This window comes from Bacteroides sp. B1-V-101, from assembly GCF_023656585.1.
Classification (GTDB): Bacteria; Bacteroidota; Bacteroidia; order Bacteroidales; family Bacteroidaceae; genus Bacteroides; species Bacteroides thetaiotaomicron.
This window is the reverse complement of record NZ_JAMOKH010000048.1, coordinates 1-15,609: the sequence shown is the minus strand read 5'-3', so window position 1 is coordinate 15,609 and position 15,609 is coordinate 1. Positions and strand designations below refer to the sequence as shown.

Genomic DNA, 15,609 nt, shown 5'->3' with positions numbered 1-15,609 from the left:
AATGAAAAAATTGGCAATTGTAATACCTGCCTATAAGGTAGACTTCTTTGAGACTGTATTATTCTCTTTAGCGCAACAGACATGTAAAGATTTCACTGTTTATATTGGTGAGGATTGTAGTAGAGATGATTTTAAGAGTCTTATAGAACAATATTCGAAGCAATTGGATATTGTTTATAGAAGATTTGAAGTGAATTTTGGTGGGCATGATCTCGTTGCACAATGGAACCGTTGTATACAACTGACACAGAATGAGCCTTGGCTGTGGCTGTTTTCTGATGATGATATTATGGGGCCTCGTTGTGTAGAATGTTTTTTTAATACAATAGCAATAGATAATGGAGCTTTTGACATTTATCATTTTGATGTTAAGATTGTTGATTGCGAAAATCAGATAGTGAGAATTCCAACTGTTTATCCATCGGTGATAGATAGTGAGACTTTTTATCGTCGGAAAGCGTCGGCTCGGTTAGATAGTTTTGTAGTAGAGTATATTTTTCTAAGGGATATTTATAATTGTACAGGTGGTTTTCAGCACTTTGATTTAGCATGGGGAAGTGATATAGCTACATGGGTGAAAATAGGAGCTGATAAAGGTATTAAAACTATTTCTGGAGATTATGTATATTGGCGTAAGAGCAAAAAAAATATAACACCTAATATGGATAATAAAATGGTGCTCCGAAAGCTTACTGCTGATATTGAGTTTACTCATTGGATAAATGAGTTCTTTCATAAATCATCTGTCTACCGATTTACAAAGTATGCTTTTTTTCGTTTAGTGGTACATTATTCTCAAGCAATCTCAAAATCTCAAATACGCCTCTTATTAGATAAGGCAGTTGGAAAAAATATTATTTCCTTCAATGATGCATTTATCATTAATTGGACATATCGTTTCATTCAGCTAGCTAAAAGAGTAAAGGATGTTCTATATTTTTGACTATATGAATAATTTATATATTTCAATAAAATGATTGTAAGAAGTAAAGCGCCATTACGTCTGGGATTGGCTGGTGGTGGAAGTGATGTATCACCTTATAGTGATATTTATGGAGGGTTGATTCTCAATGCAACAATTAATTTATATGCTTATTGTACTATTGAAGAGACCAACAGCGGTAGGATTGAGATTAATGCTTATGATGCACAATGTTGCAAAAGTTACCTTTCTATGTCTCAATTAGAGATTGATGGAGAAGCAAGTCTCATAAAAGGTGTGTATAACCGTATTATTCGTGATTATAGGCTTGAGCCTAAGTCATTCAAAATAACAACTTATAATGATGCGCCTGCTGGATCAGGATTAGGAACATCCTCTACTATGGTTGTTTGTATATTAAAGGCTTTTATTGAGTGGTTGTCACTTCCTTTAGGAGATTACGAGACGTCGCGTCTAGCTTATGAAATTGAACGTAAGGATTTGGGATTGAGTGGTGGTAAGCAAGATCAATATGCAGCAGCTTTTGGGGGATTCAATTATATGGAATTCTTGCAAAATGATTTGGTGATTGTTAATCCGCTAAAAATGAAACGTTGGATTGTGGATGAATTAGAGTCAAGTATGGTTCTATATTTTACAGGTCGTTCTCGCTCTTCTGCTGCTATTATTAATGAGCAGAAGAAAAATACGAGCGAAGGTAATCAAACCGCTATAGAGGCGATGCATAAGATTAAACAGAGTGCTATTGATACTAAATTAGCCTTGTTGAAGGGGGATGTTGGGGAGTTTGCTCGTATTTTGGGTGAAGGATGGGAAAATAAGAAGAAGATGGCTGGCGCCATTACTAATCCGATGATTCAAGAAGCTTTTGATGTAGCCACTGGTGCCGGTGCTATGGCCGGTAAGGTTAGTGGAGCAGGTGGGGGAGGATTTATCATGTTTGTGGTTGAGCCGACACGTAAAGAAGAAGTGGTACGGGCTTTAAATAATTTGAATGGTTTTGTTATGCCATTTCAGTTTATTGATGACGGTGCACACGGATGGAAGATTTATTCAACAGATAAAGTTCAGAAATAGATATAGCATAAGTATGGAAAGTATTGATATTGTAAGAAAACAAGTCGCGGAGAGTGAGCGAGTGAAAGCGGAACTTTCTAAAAATGAAGAAGTGATAGCGGCTATTGCTAAAGCGGCTGACGTATGTACTGAGGCCTATCGTCGAGGAAATAAAACGATGTTTGCGGGTAATGGGGGGAGTGCAGCTGATGCTCAGCATTTAGTCGGCGAATTTGTGAGTAAGTTTTATTTTGATCGTCCGGGAATTCCTTCAATAGCTTTAACTACGGATACCAGTGTTATTACAGCTATTGGTAATGATTATGGATATGATAAAATATTTACACGGCAACTCCAGGCACAAGGTGTGGCAGGAGATGTTTTTATTGGTATTTCTACTTCAGGTAATTCGAAAAATATTGTAGATGCCTTGCCTATATGTAAAGAAAAGGGGATTACAACGATTGCTCTTACAGGTATGAAGTCTTGTAAAATGGATGATTTTGATATTGTCATTAAAGTTCCTAGTGCTGAAACCCCTCGTATACAGGAATGTCAAACATTGATAGGACATATTATTTGCTGTATTGTGGAAGAGAATATTTTCGGGGAAGAATATAATAAATAATTTTATGGAAGTTATCATATTAGCTGGTGGATTTGGGACTCGTTTGCGTAGTGTAGTAAATGAAGTACCCAAGTGTATGGCGCCAATAGCAAACAAACCTTTTTTGTGGTATTTACTGAAATATCTTACAAAATTTGATGTATCAAAAGTAATTCTATCTTTGGGTTATTTACGCGGTGTTATTATTGATTGGATTGATGAGTGTAAAGATGAGTTTCCTTTTGCTTTCGAATATGCCGTGGAGGACGAACCATTAGGGACAGGTGGAGGAATAAAACTAGCCTTAAAGAGAACTAGTAAACCTAATATTATTGTTTTGAATGGCGATACATTCTTTGATGTAAATTTGAATGAATTATATGAATGGCATTGTTTATATCCTTCATCAATCACACTGGCATTAAAGCCAATGGAAAACTTTGACCGTTACGGAAATGTACAGATATGTGAAGATACTAATCAGATTAGAAGATTTGATGAGAAAAAATATTGCGAGAAAGGCTTGATTAATGGTGGTATATATATTATCAATACATTAGAACCGATATTCGACAGACTACCGCAGAGATTTTCTTTTGAGACAGGAGTTCTTCAACCCCAATGTTTATTAGGAAAACTTTATGGTGTGGTGCAAAATGGATATTTTATTGATATTGGTATTCCCGAAGATTACGACAAGGCCAATGCGGAATTTTCAGATCTCCTTTTCTAAATAATTCTTTCTATAATGAGACTACAAGATATTGATGTAACTGGTTTTGAAACATTGTTGCTAGATCGTGATGGAGTGGTTAACAGACTTCGTCCAGATGACTATGTGAAAAAATGGGAAGAGTTTGAATTTCTTCCTGGAGTACTTGAAATTTTGAAAGCTTGGAATACCCATTTTAAATATATATTTATAGTGACTAATCAGCGTGGAGTAGGGAAGGAAATTATGAGTGAAGAGGATTTAAAACATATACATGGGCGAATGATTTCTGAAGTTAAGAACTATGGAGGGAGAATAGATAGAATTTATTATTGTACCGCTTTGACGGATTCTGATATTAACCGTAAACCGGGAATAGGTATGTTTCTTCAAATATTGAGAGATTATCCAGATATTGATAAAGCTAAGTGCCTTATGATAGGTGATAGTGATAGTGATATAAAATTTGCTAAGAATTGTGGTATTGTAGGAATTAAAGTTATATGAAAGAGAAAATTTTGTTTTTGACAGCATATGTTCCCAATAAGGCAGCAGCAGGTGAAAAAAACACTATGATAATGCTGAATGATTTAGCTTCATGTTATGATGTTGATTTGATTTATTTTAAATATGATTGGGAAAATGATTATGTGCCCGAAAGAGGAAATGTAAATACGAAACTAACAATTCGTAACTCGATAATGACTAAATTAAAAAATGTTTGCAACTTTCCTTTTGTTCATCCTACTTTTTCTATACGTTTTAATTGGCTGATACTTCGAAGAGTTAGGGATTTGCTTAAAATGAATCATTATAAAGTTGTGATTTTTAATCATAGTAATATGTTCTTGTATGGACGATATATTGATAAACGTATTCCTAAAATATTACTTTGCCATGATGTAATTGCACAACGTGTGCTTCGTTCTTCTTCATATTTAATGCAGAAGATATGTATTTTCTCGGAACGGATGTCCTTGAATCTGCCTAATGCTCATATTTTTTCTTTTTCACAAAAAGATTGTGACCTAATAAAACAGATTTATCATAAGGAAACTAATCTTTGTTTAGACTATATTGATGAACAAATTATTAATAAAAGTCCCGATAAAGTTGAGGATTATTTCACAATGTTTGGCGATTGGCGGCGTAAAGAAAATGCGGAAGGGGCTTTGTGGTTTATTAATACTGTAGGTCCATTATTGAGAAAAAAAGTACATATTAAAATCATAGGACGTGGATTTCCTAATAAAGATGTGAAAAATATAGTTCCGAATTTGAATTTAGATATTCTTGGCTTTGTAGATGATCCATATAAGATTTTATCTCAGAGTAAAGCTTTGATATCCCCATTGTTTACAGGGGCAGGTATTAAAGTCAAGGTTATAGAAGCTTTGGCATGTGGCATTCCTGTTATTGGAACTGATATTGCTTTTGAAGGTCTTCCTCCTTTATTTAATTCCTTTATGCTCATTGCTGAGACGCCAAAGGATTATATTAGATGTATGGAATGTCTCAATTTGAATATAGATGAAAGAATAAAAACGAAAGAAATGTTTATTAAGACATATCAATCGGATTCCATAACAAACTATATTAAAAGGATTTGAGTGATTTATTGTTGATATGTGTGAGTTTATTGTTTAGTCTTTACTGCCAGATTTAATATAACTACAATCATATAGTGAAAGTCTATATATTTAGTTTAATAGATATATTATTTGGAATTAATTTATTCAATTTTCCTTTGTTAATCCTCGATAAATATGATTGATATTTCTATTATTACGGTCGGTATGAACCATCTTTTATACCTTAAAGTATTATTACGTTCTTTATATAAAGAGAATATTCCTCAAGCAAGTATTGAAATGATTTATGTGGATAATTGTTCATCAGATGGTACTGTTGAATATATCCGACAAAATTATCCTCAAGTAAGGATCGTTGAGAATCAAAAACCTTTAGGATTTGGAGAAAATAATAATAAAGGAGTATTAGCCTCAATAGGGAAATATATTGCTATTATTAATCCGGATATTGTTTTGCATAAAGGGAGTTTAGATTTTCTATATGAATATGTTGAAAAGCATCCTATTATAGGCATTACTGTACCAAAACTATTGAATCCAGATGGGACAGTTCAATATTCTGTGAGAAGTTTTATTACATTAAAAGTTCTGTTCTCTCGATTTTTATCTAAAGGTAATGATCAAACAACCAGTAAGATAGTGAATAAGTATCTTTGTAAAAACATGGATACAACAAAGATACAACCTGTAGATTGGGCTATTGGCGCAGCATTATTTATGCGGAGAGATTTTTATGCTTTTTTAGGCGGGTTTGATCAGAATTATTTTTTATATATGGAAGATGAAGATATTTGTCTTCGATCTTGGAAATGTAATCGTCCTGTCATTTATTTTCCTGAATCTATAATGACTCATAACCATCTTCGTGGAAGTTCTAAAATCGGTCGAAAGGCGCTTCTTCATTTACAGAGTATGTTTGTTTTCTTTAAGAAACATGGATGTTCGATTGGAAGCTTTTGTTCTAAAATGCAAGCTTGCTCAAAACTAGAATATTATTAGAAGAATAAATGTGGTTTTATAGAAATAATATTAAAATCTATTATATAACATCGTTCTATGCAGGAGATCCAACGTTTTAATAAAGTTTTAAAATCTTGTGTCCTTTTTGGGGATATAATTTTGTTGAATTCATTGCTATGGGGATTTGAACTGGTTTTGGGCAGTCGCTTTTATTCTGGTAATTTAACTTCTCTTTATCAAGGGATGGTTCTGCTTAGTCTATGCTATCTGGTTTGCAATATTCAATCAGGGGTTATTTTGCATCATCCAGTTGTTCGTCCAGAACAGATTATGATTCGTGTACTTCGTAATATGGTTCCTTTTATTTTATTTTCCATTTGCTTTTTGTCTCTTTTCCATTTTGAATTTTTCCGCTCTCGGTTGTTCGGATTGTTTTATGTTGCTTTACTGATCATCTTGATTTGTTATCGTCTTGCTTTTCGTTATTTTTTGGAGCTTTATCGTGAAAAAGGAGGAAATGTTCGCATGGTTGTATTGGTGGGCAGTCACGAGAATATGCAGGAACTTTACCATTCAATGACAGATGATCCAACTTCAGGCTACCGTGTAATGGGATATTTTGAAGATTCCCCATCCGATTATTATCCGGAAGAAGTTGCATATTTGGGACAGCCGAAAGAGGCGATTGAGTATTTAGAAAGAAATTCAGGTAAAATTGCACAACTCTACTGTAGTCTTCCTTCTGTACGGAGTGCGGAGATTGTTCCGATCATTAATTATTGCGAGAACCACTTGGTGCGTTTTTTTAGTGTTCCCAATGTCCGTAACTATTTAAAGCGCAGGATGTATTTTGATTTATTAGGTAATGTACCAGTATTATCTATTCGTCGTGAACCATTGGAACTTCGTGAGAATCGTGTTTTAAAACGATTTTTTGATATAATATTTTCATTGATATTCTTGTGTACTATTTTCCCTTTTGTTTATATAATAATAGGGATTGCTATTAAAATCAGCTCGCCGGGGCCCATTTTTTTTAAACAGAAACGTAGTGGTGAAGACGGTCGTGAATTTTGGTGTTACAAATTTCGTTCTATGCGAGTAAATGCACAATGTGATGTTCTTCAAGCTACAGCAAATGATCCTCGTAAAACACGTATAGGTGAGTTTATTCGTAAAACGAGTATTGATGAATTGCCTCAGTTTATTAATGTATTGATGGGTGATATGTCTGTTGTTGGTCCTCGCCCCCATATGCTGAAACATACAGAGGAATATGCCCAAGTGATTAATAAATTTATGGTTCGTCATTTTGTGAAGCCTGGTATAACTGGTTGGGCGCAAGTAACAGGCTATCGTGGAGAGACTAAAGAACTTTGGCAAATGGAAGGACGGGTTAGTCGTGATATTTGGTATATTGAGCATTGGACGTTTATGCTTGATTTGTATATTATTTATAAAACAGTATATAATGCTATTCATGGAGAAAAAGAAGCGTATTAATTAGTAATAAAACAACAAAGTATAAAAGAATAGATATCTAATTCATCACAGTTATGAGAATATTGAATAAATTGATTTTTGTAGTGTTACTGCCTTTTCTGTTTACGGCCTGCCAGTCCTACAAGAAAGTACCTTATTTGCAGGATACAGAAGTAGTAAATCAAATAGAACAGAAAGAGAATTTGTATGATGCAAAGATCATGCCTAAAGATTTGTTGACTATCGTAGTTTCCTGTACTAGTCCGGAGTTGGCTGCACCATTTAATTTGACAGTTGCCAGTCCAACAAATTTGTCTGTTACTAATATTTTAGCTACTACACAACCTGTGTTACAAACTTACTTGGTAGATAATGAAGGAAAGATTTTTTTTCCTGTATTGGGAGAGTTAAAACTAGGTGGTTTGACAAAGAAACAGGCAGAACAAATGGTTGTAGAAAAGTTGAAACCCTATATGAAAGAAACGCCTATCGTTACAGTGCGTATGGTAAATTATAAAATCTCAGTGATAGGTGAAGTCACTCGTCCGGGTACTTTTACTATTTCTAATGAAAAAGTCAATTTATTGGAGGCGCTTGCTATGGCAGGGGATATGACGGTGTATGGCTTGCGGGATAATGTAAAACTGATTCGTGAAGATGCCACAGGTAAGCAAGAAATTATAACTCTTGATTTGAATAAATCAGAAACAATTCTTTCTCCATATTATTGGCTACAGCAAAATGATGTCGTTTATGTAACACCTAATAAGGCAAAAGCTCGTAACTCGGATATTGGGAATAGTACGAGTCTATGGTTCTCTGCTACATCTATCCTAGTTTCTCTTGCCAGCTTATTATTTAATATCTTAAAATAACGTTTTGAAAAAATGAAAGAAGAAATAGTAAACGAAAGACAGTGTGAAACTGAGGACGAGAAAATAGATATTCAACAATTACTTTTTAAATATATTATTCATTGGCCGTGGTTTGTCGGTGCCGTTTTAGTTTGTCTTATTGGAGCTTGGATATATTTGCGTATGGCCACTCCTGTTTATAATATATCGGCAACAGTTTTGATAAAGGATGACAAAAAAGGTGGCAATACAGGAAGTATGGTAGGACTGGAAGAATTAGGGTTAAGTGGCTTGATTAGTTCTTCTCAGAATATAGATAATGAACTTGAAGTTTTACGTTCAAAGACTTTAGTGAAAGAAGTAATCAATCTGTTAAACTTATATGTATCATATACAGATGAAGATGGATTTCCTTCAAAGAATATGTATAAAACTTCTCCTGTTTTAGTTAGTTTGACTCCGCAAGAAGCTGAGAAACTAACTGATCCTATGGTTGTTGAGATGGCGTTGTATGGAGAAGGTGGTTTGGAGGTAAATGTTACAGTTGGTGATAAAGAATACCAAAAGCATTTTGAGAAATTGCCAGCTGTATTCCCGATGGATGAGGGAACTTTAGCTTTTTTTCAATCGCCAGATTCCTTATCATTGAAGAAAGATACAATGGAAGCGTCTTCAAATATACGGCATATTACGGCTAAGATTAAATCACCTATGAAAGTAGCACGGGCGTATTGTGAAAATCTAAAAATTGAGCCTACTTCTAAAACGACTTCGGTAGCTGTGATTTCATTGAAGAACTCTAGTTTGCAACGTGGGCAAGATTTTATCAATCAATTATTAGAAATGTATAACCGTAATACGAATAATGATAAAAATGAGATTGCTCAAAAGACTGCTGAATTTATAGATGAACGTATCAATATTATTTCTAAGGAGCTTGGGAGTACAGAGGCAAATCTTGAGAATTTTAAACGTAATGCCGGTATTACCGACTTGACTAGTGAAGCGCAAATTGCCTTGACCGGTAACGCCGAATATGAAAAGAAGAGAGTAGAGAACCGGACACAAATCAGCCTTATTGAAGATTTGCGGAAATATATAAGAGGAAATGAATACGAAGTTCTTCCGGGTAATATAGGCTTGCAAGATCCAGGATTGGTTGCAACGATTGAACGATATAATGAAATGTTAGTTGAACGGAAGCGCTTATTACGTACTTCTACAGAAAATAATCCTACGATTATCAATCTGGATACAAGCATCCGTGCCATGAAGTCGAATGTGCAGGCGACCCTTGACGGATCATTGAAAGGTTTATTAATTACAAAAGCTGATCTTGAACGTGAAGCAAGCCGTTTTTCTCGTCGTATTAGTGATGCTCCCGGACAAGAACGTCAGTTTGTAAGTATTGCCCGTCAACAGGAAATCAAGGCCGGACTGTACTTGATGCTTTTACAAAAGCGTGAGGAGAACGCCATAGCATTGGCAGCTACTGCAAACAATGCAAAGATCATTGATGAAGCTATCGCTGATGATATCCCTGTTTCTCCGAAGCGTAGAATGATTTATCTGATCGCTTTAGTATTAGGCGTTGGCATCCCTGTAGGCATCATCTACCTGATTGGCCTGACCAAGTTCAAACTCGAAGGCCGTGCAGATGTCGAGAAACTGACAACCGTTCCTATCGTCGGTGATATCCCATTAACCGACGAGAAGAACGAAAAAGACGGTTCTATTGCCGTCTTTGAGAATCAGAACAACCTGATGAGCGAGACCTTCCGAAACATCCGTACCAACCTTCAGTTCATGCTTCAGAATGACAAGAAGGTGATTCTTGTGACTTCTACCGTCAGTGGAGAAGGAAAATCATTTATCTCCGCCAATTTAGCCATCAGTCTCTCTTTATTAGGAAAGAAAGTAGTGATCGTAGGGCTTGATATCCGTAAACCGGGATTGAATAGAGTCTTCCGTCTTTCGACAAAAGAGAAAGGTATTACCTTATACCTTGCAAACCCGGAAACAGATTTGATGAGTCTGGTACAACCTTCGGATATTAATCAGAATCTGTATATACTTCCCGGTGGAACGGTTCCTCCTAATCCGACCGAGCTGTTAGCGCGTGATGGTCTGGACAAGGCTATAGAAATATTGAAGAAGAACTTTGACTATGTGATTCTGGATACCGCACCGGTAGGTATGGTTACCGATACCTTATTGATCGGTCGTGTAGCGGACTTGTCCGTCTACGTATGCCGTGCCGACTATACTCATAAAGTAGAGTATACATTGATCAACGAACTTGCCGAAGAAAAGAAACTGCCTAACCTTTGTACTGTAATCAATGGCGTAGACCTGAAACGCAGGAAGTATGGCTACTACTACGGCTACGGTAAATATGGCAAGTACTATGGATATGGCAAACGCTATGGCTACGGATACGGTTATGGACAGGAAAAAGGTGCTAAATCGTAATCCGGTTCTAAGAATAAACCTGAGAATAAACGATAGCCTGTTTCAGTCTGATTGACCACAGTATATCCCCCAAGATATAGTCAGTCAGATATAGCCGACCGCTTGATTTTCCCCAATCAAGCGGTTTGTTGTATTCATCTACGTTGACAATATAATTTTTATATCCCATATCAAAGAAAAGCGGGTATCCGGACAACCAGATGCCCGCTTTTTTTGTTATATTTGTATTATCCCTTAAAAAATGATAATTATGAAACAACACTACAGACTTACTATTTGGAGCCTTTTCTTTCTGATCACTTCCAGTGGAAGTGCCTTTGCCCAGAGAAAAACGATCACTCCGATAGACTCTCTGATAACGGTAGGATACGCCACCGGAAGTTTAAAAACCATATCCGGATCAGTGGAGAAAATCACGGAGACACAGATGAATAAAGACCAGATCACGAATCCGCTGGAAGCCATACGCGGACGAGTACCGGGCCTGACCATCCAGCGTGGGACAAACGGTCCCGCCGCCTTAGATGCAGTCCGCCTGCGAGGAACCACCTCATTGACCAGCGGAAACGACCCGCTAATTATCGTCGATGGAGTCTTCGGCGATTTGAGTATGCTTACCTCCATTTATCCTACAGACATAGAGAGCTTCACCATCCTGAAAGACGCTTCCGAAACAGCACAGTACGGATCACGAGGCGCCTCCGGTGTCATCGAAATCACCACCAAGAAGGGCATGAGCGGTAAAACGCAAGTGAGTTATAACGGCATCTTCGGTATATCCACCGTCTATAAGAATCTGAAAATGCTGTCAGCAGATGACTTCCGCCGGGTTGCATCCGAACGGGGCATCTCCATTCTGGACAAGGGAAACAACACCGACTTCCAGAAAGAGATAGAACAAACAGGATTGCAGCAAAACCACCACATCGCCTTCTATGGAGGCTCGAATGAATCTAGCTACCGTGTATCTCTCGGTTTCATGGACCGTCAGGGAGTCATACTGAACGAGGACATGAAGAACTTCACCTCCAATATGAACATGACCCAAAAGATGTTCGACGGTTTTCTGAACTGCGAACTGGGCATGTTCGGTTCTATCCAGAAGAATCACAATCTGGTAGACCTTCAGAAAACCTTCTATTCTGCCGCCACTTTCAATCCCACATACCCCAATCACAAAGACCCCGATTCCGGTTCATGGGACGGAATCACTACCGCCAGTCAGATCACGAATCCGTTGGCATGGATGGAAGTACAGGATCATGATGCCACCTCGCATATCAGTACTCACGCTCGTCTGACTTTCAATCTGATGGACGAACTGAAACTGGTTCTCTTCGGTGCTTATACCTATAACATAGTCGAAAATTCCCAATACCTGCCCACCTCCGTCTGGGCGCACGGACAGGCATACAAAGGCACGAAAAAGATGGAATCCCTCCTGGGTAACATGATGCTGACCTACAAGAAAGGCTGGAAGAAGCATTACTTCGACGCGCTGGCACTGGCGGAACTCCAGAAGGAGACATACACCGGATTCTATACCACAGTCACCAACTTCAATACAGATAAATTCGGCTACCACAATCTGCAAGCCGGCGCTCTCCGGCCGTGGGAGGGAACCAACTCGTACTACGAGCAACCGCATCTGGCCTCCTTCATGGGACGCTTCAACTACACCTATGCCGACCGCTACAGTCTGACAATGACCGCCCGTACCGATGCCTCTTCCAAATTCGGAGCCAATCACAAATGGGGATTCTTTCCCTCCGTCTCCGCCGCATGGGTGATCAGTGAGGAAAAGTTTATGAAACGCCTCCCTGTGATTGATAATCTGAAGTTCCGTATAGGCTACGGTTTGGCTGGCAATCAGAGCGGTATCGACTCCTACACCACGCTGAGCCTTGTCAAACCGAACGGAGTGATTCCCGTAGGAAACTCGGCAGCCGTGTCATTGGGAGACTTGCGAAACACGAATCCCGACTTGAAATGGGAAGTGAAACATACCTTCAATACAGGTATTGACCTTGCCATGTTCGGCAACCGCCTGCTGCTCTCCGCCAATTATTACAACTCCAAAACGACGGATATGCTCTACCTCTACAACGTAAGCGTACCGCCCTTTACCTACAACACCCTGTTGGCGAATATCGGCTCCATGCGCAACAGCGGTCTGGAGATAGCCATCGGCATCACCCCGTTGAAGACTCAGGACATGGAACTGAACATCAACGCCAACATCACCTTCCAGCAGAACAAGTTGCTTTCTCTGAGCGGTATGTACAATGGCGAACTGATTTCCGCCCCCGAATACAAGAGTCTCGCCAGCCTCGACGGAGCCGGCTTTCACGGAGGTTATAACCACATCGTTTATCAAGTAGTAGGCCAGCCGCTGGGTGTCTTCTACCTGCCACGTGCCAACGGACTCGTTTCCGACGGAAACGGCGGCTACACCTATGACATAGCCGATCTCAATGGCGGCGGCGTCAGCCTCGAAGATGGCGAAGACCGCTATGTAGCCGGGCAAGCCGTACCAAAAACGATTCTCGGATCGAACCTCAGTTTCCGCTACAAGCGTTTCGATATTTCAGTACAGATCAACGGCGCCTTCGGACACAAAATATACAACGGAACCTCCCTGACCTATATGAACATGAATATATTCCCCGACTACAATGTGATGCAGGAAGCTCCCGCACGCAATATCAAAGACCAGACCGCCACCGACTACTGGCTGGAAAACGGAGCGTATGTCAATTTCGACTACGTGACACTCGGCTGGAACGTACCGATAGAAAAGGTGCAGAAACTAAAGAAATATGTTCGCTCCCTGCGACTGGCATTTACAGTCAACAACCTTGCGACGATTTCCGGCTATTCAGGTCTTTCGCCCATGATCAACAGCTCGACGGTCAACTCCACTTTGGGGCTGGACGATAAACGCGGATATCCGTTAGCGCGGACTTACACGTTGGGATTGAGTATTAACTTTTAACGGAGGAGGAAAACGATAATGAAAAAGATAAAGCGATATTTGCAGCAGCAAGGATGGTATTTAGAGAGTAAATCTCTATATGATGGAAAAGCAACTCTGCTTGAGGGGAAGATGAACCTGAAAAAAACAGTTGTCTGTCTTATTGTGTGCATTACCTTCTTCTCGTGCGACAAGTTTCTGGAAGAGAGTCCCAGAGACAAACTGCCGGAAGATGAAGTCTACAACAATATCTCGGATGTATATCTGAATGCCGTAGCCTCACTTTACACCTACATCGGCGGTTATAGCGACAGTCAGGGATTGCAGGGGACGGGTAGGGGAGTCTATGACCTGAACACCTTCACCACCGACGAAGCCATTATCCCCACCCGTGGCGGCGATTGGTACGACGGCGGCTTTTGGCAAGGTCTGTTCCTGCACCAATGGGGAATAGATAACGATGCTATCCAAGCCACTTGGGAATATCTTTATAAAGTGGTGATGCTGTCCAACAAATCCCTCGAACGAATAGACAAATTCAGTGCCACCCACACCGACGCCGAACTTCCCGCCTATCGTGCCGAAGTACGCGCCATGCGGGCGATGTATTACTATTATCTGATGGATCTGTTCGGACGTGTCCCGCTTGTACTTACCTCATCCCCGTCGATGAAAGACGTAGTGCAGAGCGAACGGAAAACGATATTCGACTTTGTATTCAAAGAACTGCAAGAATCCGCCCCTTTGCTGGCCGAAGTCCACAGCAACCAGTCCGGTCCGTATTACGGACGAATCACCCGTCCTGTAGTTGTTTTCCTCTTGGCGAAGCTTGCCTTGAATGCCGAAGTCTATACCGACAACGACTGGACGGACGGCCAGCGTCCCGACGGAAAGAATCTCTTTTTCGAAGTAGACGGCAACCGCCTCAATGCCTGGCAGACGGTTATCGCATACTGTGACCAACTGCAAGAAATGGGCTATCGTCTGGAACCGGATTACAAAAACAACTTTGCCGTATTCAATGAACCGTCTGTCGAGAACATCTTCACCATCCCGATGAACAAGACCTTGTACACCAACCAGATGCAATACCTTTTCCGTTCCCGCCATTACAATCACGCCAAAGCCTACGGACTGAGCGGTGAAAACGGACCGAGCGCTACTATCGAAGTTCTGGAAACCTTCGGCTATGAAACAGCGCAACAGGACCCGCGTTTCGATATCTGCTATTTTGCCGGAGTCGTATATGATTTAAAAGGAAATATAGTCCGTCTGGACGATGGAACCGTTCTCGAATATTTGCCGTGGAAAGTCGAACTGGATATCTCGAATACTCCCTATGAGCAGACGGCAGGAGCACGCATGAAAAAGTACGAAGTAGACGAAACGGCTACCAAGGACGGTAAACTGATGGAAAACGACATTGTACTGTTCCGTTATGCAGATGTCCTGTTGATGAAGAGCGAAGCAAAGGTTCGTAATGGGGAAGACGGAGATGCCGAACTGAACGAAGTACGTGGGCGTGTCAACGCTTCCTCCCGAACGGCTACATTAGAAAATATCCTTGCCGAACGACAACTCGAACTGGCTTGGGAAGGTTGGCGACGGCAGGATCTGATTCGCTTCGGAGCGTTCACGAGAGCATACAGCAGTCGTCCGCAACTTCCTGCTGAGAATAATGGATATACCACCGTATTCCCGATTCCGGAAAAGATACGGGTAATGAATACAAAACTGGAGCAGAATCCGGGATATTAGCTGGTTTCATCCATTTATAATATCCAATACAAACTAAAAGAGTGTGTGTCAAGCCAATAGTAACTAAAATGGGGTGACTATTGACTTTTGACACATTTACATTTGCAGTATTAAATATCACAACAAAATATAAGTGTATATTTGAAAAGTAGAGTTGCAGTGAACTAACTTTGACACTAGTCTTAAATGACTATAGGCT

Annotated in this window: 13 protein-coding genes; 12 read left to right on the top strand and 1 reads right to left on the bottom strand. The window is 39.6% G+C overall.

All coding sequences use genetic code 11. The features are described from left to right. Window position 1: 1 nt before the first annotated feature. From NBH01_RS23210 to NBH01_RS23165, 10 genes are all read left to right on the top strand, one after another. Entirely contained in the window at window positions 2-943 is a 942-nt protein-coding gene (locus tag NBH01_RS23210) for a glycosyltransferase family 2 protein (protein WP_070750739.1), read from the top strand. Between the two features lie 30 nt (window positions 944-973). Then, a complete protein-coding gene (locus tag NBH01_RS23205; RefSeq protein ID WP_008766012.1) occupies window positions 974-2,020 on the top strand; it encodes a GHMP family kinase ATP-binding protein in 1,047 nt (348 codons plus the stop codon). 13 nt (window positions 2,021-2,033) lie between these two features. Further along, entirely contained in the window at window positions 2,034-2,627 is a 594-nt protein-coding gene (locus NBH01_RS23200; RefSeq protein WP_011107285.1) for a D-sedoheptulose-7-phosphate isomerase, read from the top strand. A gap of 4 nt (window positions 2,628-2,631) precedes the next feature. Next, window positions 2,632-3,339 (top strand): nucleotidyltransferase family protein, encoded by a 708-nt coding sequence (locus NBH01_RS23195; RefSeq protein WP_011107286.1) that lies wholly within the window; start codon window positions 2,632-2,634, stop codon window positions 3,337-3,339. A gap of 15 nt (window positions 3,340-3,354) precedes the next feature. Next, window positions 3,355-3,825 (top strand): D-glycero-alpha-D-manno-heptose-1,7-bisphosphate 7-phosphatase, encoded by a 471-nt coding sequence (gene gmhB, locus NBH01_RS23190; protein ID WP_070750741.1) that lies wholly within the window; start codon window positions 3,355-3,357, stop codon window positions 3,823-3,825. After that, window positions 3,822-4,928: a glycosyltransferase gene (locus tag NBH01_RS23185; RefSeq protein WP_016267805.1), complete on the top strand. Its 1,107-nt coding sequence runs from the start codon at window positions 3,822-3,824 to the stop codon at window positions 4,926-4,928. The genes gmhB and NBH01_RS23185 overlap by 4 nt, the downstream gene beginning before the upstream one ends. 156 nt (window positions 4,929-5,084) lie before the next feature. Beyond that, window positions 5,085-5,909, top strand: coding sequence for a glycosyltransferase family 2 protein (locus tag NBH01_RS23180; protein ID WP_011107289.1), 825 nt, complete (start codon window positions 5,085-5,087; stop codon window positions 5,907-5,909). A 57-nt stretch (window positions 5,910-5,966) separates the two neighbouring features. Then, complete coding sequence (locus tag NBH01_RS23175; protein ID WP_008766006.1) at window positions 5,967-7,373, top strand: undecaprenyl-phosphate glucose phosphotransferase; 1,407 nt, start codon at window positions 5,967-5,969, stop codon at window positions 7,371-7,373. 53 nt (window positions 7,374-7,426) lie between these two features. Next, window positions 7,427-8,227, top strand: a complete 801-nt coding sequence (locus NBH01_RS23170) for a polysaccharide biosynthesis/export family protein (RefSeq protein WP_008766005.1) — start codon at window positions 7,427-7,429, stop codon at window positions 8,225-8,227. A gap of 12 nt (window positions 8,228-8,239) precedes the next feature. Continuing rightward, entirely contained in the window at window positions 8,240-10,678 is a 2,439-nt protein-coding gene (locus NBH01_RS23165) for a GumC family protein (protein ID WP_070750743.1), read from the top strand. A gap of 7 nt (window positions 10,679-10,685) precedes the next feature. Here NBH01_RS23165 and NBH01_RS23160 read toward each other — a convergent pair whose 3' ends face one another. Then, window positions 10,686-10,847, bottom strand: a complete 162-nt coding sequence (locus tag NBH01_RS23160; protein WP_155520514.1) for a hypothetical protein — start codon at window positions 10,845-10,847, stop codon at window positions 10,686-10,688. Between the two features lie 81 nt (window positions 10,848-10,928). Here NBH01_RS23160 and NBH01_RS23155 point away from each other — a divergent pair, with 81 nt between their 5' ends. Together NBH01_RS23155 and NBH01_RS23150 are read left to right on the top strand one after the other, a co-directional pair. Further along, window positions 10,929-13,673, top strand: coding sequence for a SusC/RagA family TonB-linked outer membrane protein (locus tag NBH01_RS23155; protein WP_070750745.1), 2,745 nt, complete (start codon window positions 10,929-10,931; stop codon window positions 13,671-13,673). Between the two features lie 111 nt (window positions 13,674-13,784). Then, window positions 13,785-15,410: a RagB/SusD family nutrient uptake outer membrane protein gene (locus NBH01_RS23150; protein ID WP_373151641.1), complete on the top strand. Its 1,626-nt coding sequence runs from the start codon at window positions 13,785-13,787 to the stop codon at window positions 15,408-15,410. Window positions 15,411-15,609 lie beyond the last annotated feature (199 nt).